General features: G+C 67.5%; 4 protein-coding genes. 3 read left to right on the top strand and 1 reads right to left on the bottom strand.

Annotated elements, in window-relative coordinates; genetic code table 11:
- From GY812_17305 to GY812_17295, 3 genes are all read left to right on the top strand, one after another.
- Window positions 1-839 (top strand): excinuclease ABC subunit C (locus tag GY812_17305; GenBank protein ID MCP4437238.1); only part of this gene is annotated, 839 nt, incomplete at its 5' end.
- Between the two features lie 26 nt (window positions 840-865).
- The gene (locus GY812_17300) at window positions 866-1,501 is read left to right on the top strand and encodes a thymidine kinase (protein ID MCP4437237.1); all 636 of its coding nucleotides are present in this window, start codon (window positions 866-868) and stop codon (window positions 1,499-1,501) included.
- Window positions 1,498-2,220 carry a class I SAM-dependent methyltransferase gene (locus GY812_17295; protein ID MCP4437236.1) on the top strand — a complete coding sequence of 241 codons (723 nt, stop codon included), beginning with the start codon at window positions 1,498-1,500 and terminating at the stop codon, window positions 2,218-2,220. Before GY812_17300 ends, GY812_17295 begins: the two co-directional genes overlap by 4 nt.
- A 110-nt stretch (window positions 2,221-2,330) precedes the next feature.
- Here the strand turns inward: GY812_17295 and GY812_17290 are convergent, their stop codons facing one another.
- Window positions 2,331-2,915: a fasciclin domain-containing protein gene (locus GY812_17290; protein ID MCP4437235.1), complete on the bottom strand. Its 585-nt coding sequence runs from the start codon at window positions 2,913-2,915 to the stop codon at window positions 2,331-2,333.
- Between the last annotated feature and the right edge of the window lie 16 nt (window positions 2,916-2,931).

Genomic DNA, 2,931 nt, shown 5'->3' with positions numbered 1-2,931 from the left:
GGGTGCCTCAACGTGGTGACAAACGTGAGCTCGCCGAGACGGTCACCCAAAACGCCAGAGAGTCGTTCCAGAGGCATCGGCTCAAGCGTCAAAGCGACCACAACAGCCGCAGCCAGGCCATCAACCAGCTACAGGACTACTTGGATTTGCCATTCTCCCCACTGCGGATCGAGTGCTACGACATGAGCCACATCCAGGGCACCGACTACGTGGGCTCGATGGTGGTGCTCGAAGACGGACTGCCCCGCAAGAGCGAGTACAGGCGCTTCCGCATCCGCGGTGTGGAGGGGAACGACGACTTCGCCGCCATGCAGGAAGTGCTGCACCGGCGACTCACCAACTACATCGAGCAGCGCAAGTTGCCGGTTGCTGAGCGCGGCAAGTTCGCATACCCGCCGCAGCTGTTGCTGGTGGATGGCGGCAAGGGGCAGTTGGGTGTGGCCAGGGGCGTGCTCGAAGAACTGGGGCTGGCCGACGAGATCCCTGTGGCGTCGCTCGCCAAGCAGTTCGAGGAGGTCTACGTGCCGGGCCGCAGCGAACCGGTCACGGTTCGGCGCGGTTCGGAGGCTCTGTTTCTCCTCCAGCGCATCCGCGACGAGTCACACCGGTTCGCGATCGCCTACCACCGCCAGCTGCGCGGCAAGCGCATGACGCTCTCCGAACTCGACGGTGTGACGGGGCTGGGCCCAAAGCGCCGCGAGCGGCTGGTCAACCACTTCGGCAGTGTCCCCGAGCTCCGCAAGGCCCGGTTGGAGGACCTCCAGGAGCTGACCTGGTTGCCTGAGCCCGTGGCGCAGGCGGTGTTCGACCGACTGCACGAACCCGCGGGGTCGGACTGAGGGCGGCCGTCACCTAGGGTCAGCCCATGGCCCTGCTGCGGTTCTTCCACGGCACGATGGGATCCGGCAAGTCCACCCTTGCCCTGCAGATCCACCACAACCTGTCCCGCCGCGGCCGCCGCGGCCTGCTGGTGACCCGGCTCGACCGCGAAGGTTCCGTGGTGTCGTCCCGGCTCGGTGTCTCGGCCGAGGCGATCGAGGCCGGCCCCGAAGTGGATCTGGAGAAGATGGTCGTGGAGCGTGCACCCGTCGACTACCTCGTGTGCGACGAGGCCCAGTTCCTCGACGAGGCCCAGGCCGAGCAGTTGGCGCGGGTCGTCGACGACCTCGGCGTGGAGGTGTGGGCTTTCGGGCTGCTGACCAGCTTCCAGGGCCGCCTGTTCCCCGGAACGGCGCGGCTTCTCGAGCTGGCGGACGAACGCCAGGACCTCCAGGTGGAGGCGCGCTGCTGGTGCGGCGAACGAGCAACCCACAACGCCCGCCTCGTCGACGGCCGCTTCACCACCGAGGGGGAACTCCACATGGTGGGCGACACATCTGACCCCGAGGACCACCAGGAGCGCCTGGAGCTGGCCACACCCGAAGTCACCTACGAGCTGTTGTGCCGTCGGCACTGGATGGCACATGAGGTCGCCGGACCCGACGCGACGGACCCAGGGTGAGTGCCGGAGCCTGGGACTCCCACGCCGACTGGTGGGCGGAGAACTTCTCCGACGGCGCCGACCCGGAGTATGCCGAACAGATCCTGCCGCTGGTCGAGGCCCACATCGGTGACGCCGCAGTCGTGGTCGACATCGGATGCGGGGAAGGGCAGGTGTCCCGCGCTGCGGCGGGTCGTGGCTGCACCACCGTCGGGCTCGACCCGGCGGCGGGCCAACTGGCCACGGCGGTGGCAAAGGGTGGCGGGGCAGGTTACGTGAGGGCGTCGGCGGCAGCGTTGCCGCTGGCTGACGGCTGCGCAGATGTGGCGGTTGCCTGCCTGGTGCTCGAACACGTGGGCGACCTGGCTGCGGCCATCGACGAAGCCGGGCGCGTCCTGCGGCTGGGCGGGCACCTGTTGGTGGTCCTCAACCATCCGATCGTGCAGACGCCCGGCAGCGGTTGGGTGGACGACCACATCATCGACCCACCCGAGCAGTACTGGCAGCTCGGTTGGTACCTCGACGAGCGGAGCGTTACCGAACAGGTCGATGGCGGGGTGTTCATCGAGTTCCACCACCGTCCCCTGTCGAGGTACGTGAACGCGGCCGCCGCAGCCGGGATGCTGTTGGAGCACATGGAAGAGCCGGCTCCGCCGCCCGGCTTCGTGGCCCGGGCGCCAGAGTACGTCGAGCAGGTTCGGATGCCCCGCGTGATGTTCCTGAGTTTCGTGCGCGCCTGAGCGCGCCCGGGCACAGGCGTTGCCCAGCAACCGTGGCCCGGACGCGCAGCAGGGACGGAGCGGGTGCTCCGTCCCTGCCGGGGTTGGTTGGGGGGAATCTTGGGGGTGGGTCAGCAGTCGTCGGAGGGGGCGACGATCACGGCGTCGATCACGTGGATGATGCCGTTGGAGGCCTCGAGGTCGGTGCTGCTGATGGGGGCGCCGCCGATGGTCAGGCCGTCACCGACGGCTTCGACCTTGACGGGGCCACCGAGGGTCTCGACGCAGGTGCCGGCAGCAGCAGTTGCTGCAGCAGCGTCGACTTCACCGCTGATCACGTGGAGTGTCAGGACCTCGGTGAGGGCGCCCTGGGGGTCGGCCAGCAGCGTGTCGAGGGTGCCCTCGGGCAGTGCGTCGAATGCTGCGTTGGTGGGTGCGAAGACCGTGAAGGGACCTTCGCCGGAGAGCGTCTCGACGAGTCCGGCCTCGGTCACTGCGGTGACGAGAGTTGAGAAGTCTTCATTGCCGGCTGCGATGTCGACGATGGTCATGTCGTCTGAGCTGGAGTCTGAGCTTTCCTCGGAATCGCTGGAGCTCTCGGCTTCGGTTGTGGTGGTCGTGGTCTCGTCGCTGCTGTCGTCGTCATCTGAGCAGGCGGCGCCTACCAGGGCCACGCCTGCGAGCATCGCGACGAGTGTGAAACGGAACTTCTTCATGGGATTCATCTCCTGT

The organism is Actinomycetes bacterium, assembly GCA_024222295.1.
GTDB lineage: Bacteria > Actinomycetota > Acidimicrobiia > Acidimicrobiales > Microtrichaceae > JAAEPF01.
The sequence above is the reverse complement of the archived record's forward strand: the minus strand, read 5'-3'. Positions and strand labels throughout refer to the sequence as shown.

Bases quoted from the DNA above. Each gene is read 5' to 3' on its own strand.
- GY812_17300 (MCP4437237.1), top strand. From the start codon at position 866: ATGGCCCTGCTGCGGTTCTTCCACGGCACGATGGGATCCGGCAAGTCC.
- GY812_17290 (MCP4437235.1), bottom strand. From the start codon at position 2,915: ATGAAGAAGTTCCGTTTCACACTCGTCGCGATGCTCGCAGGCGTGGCC.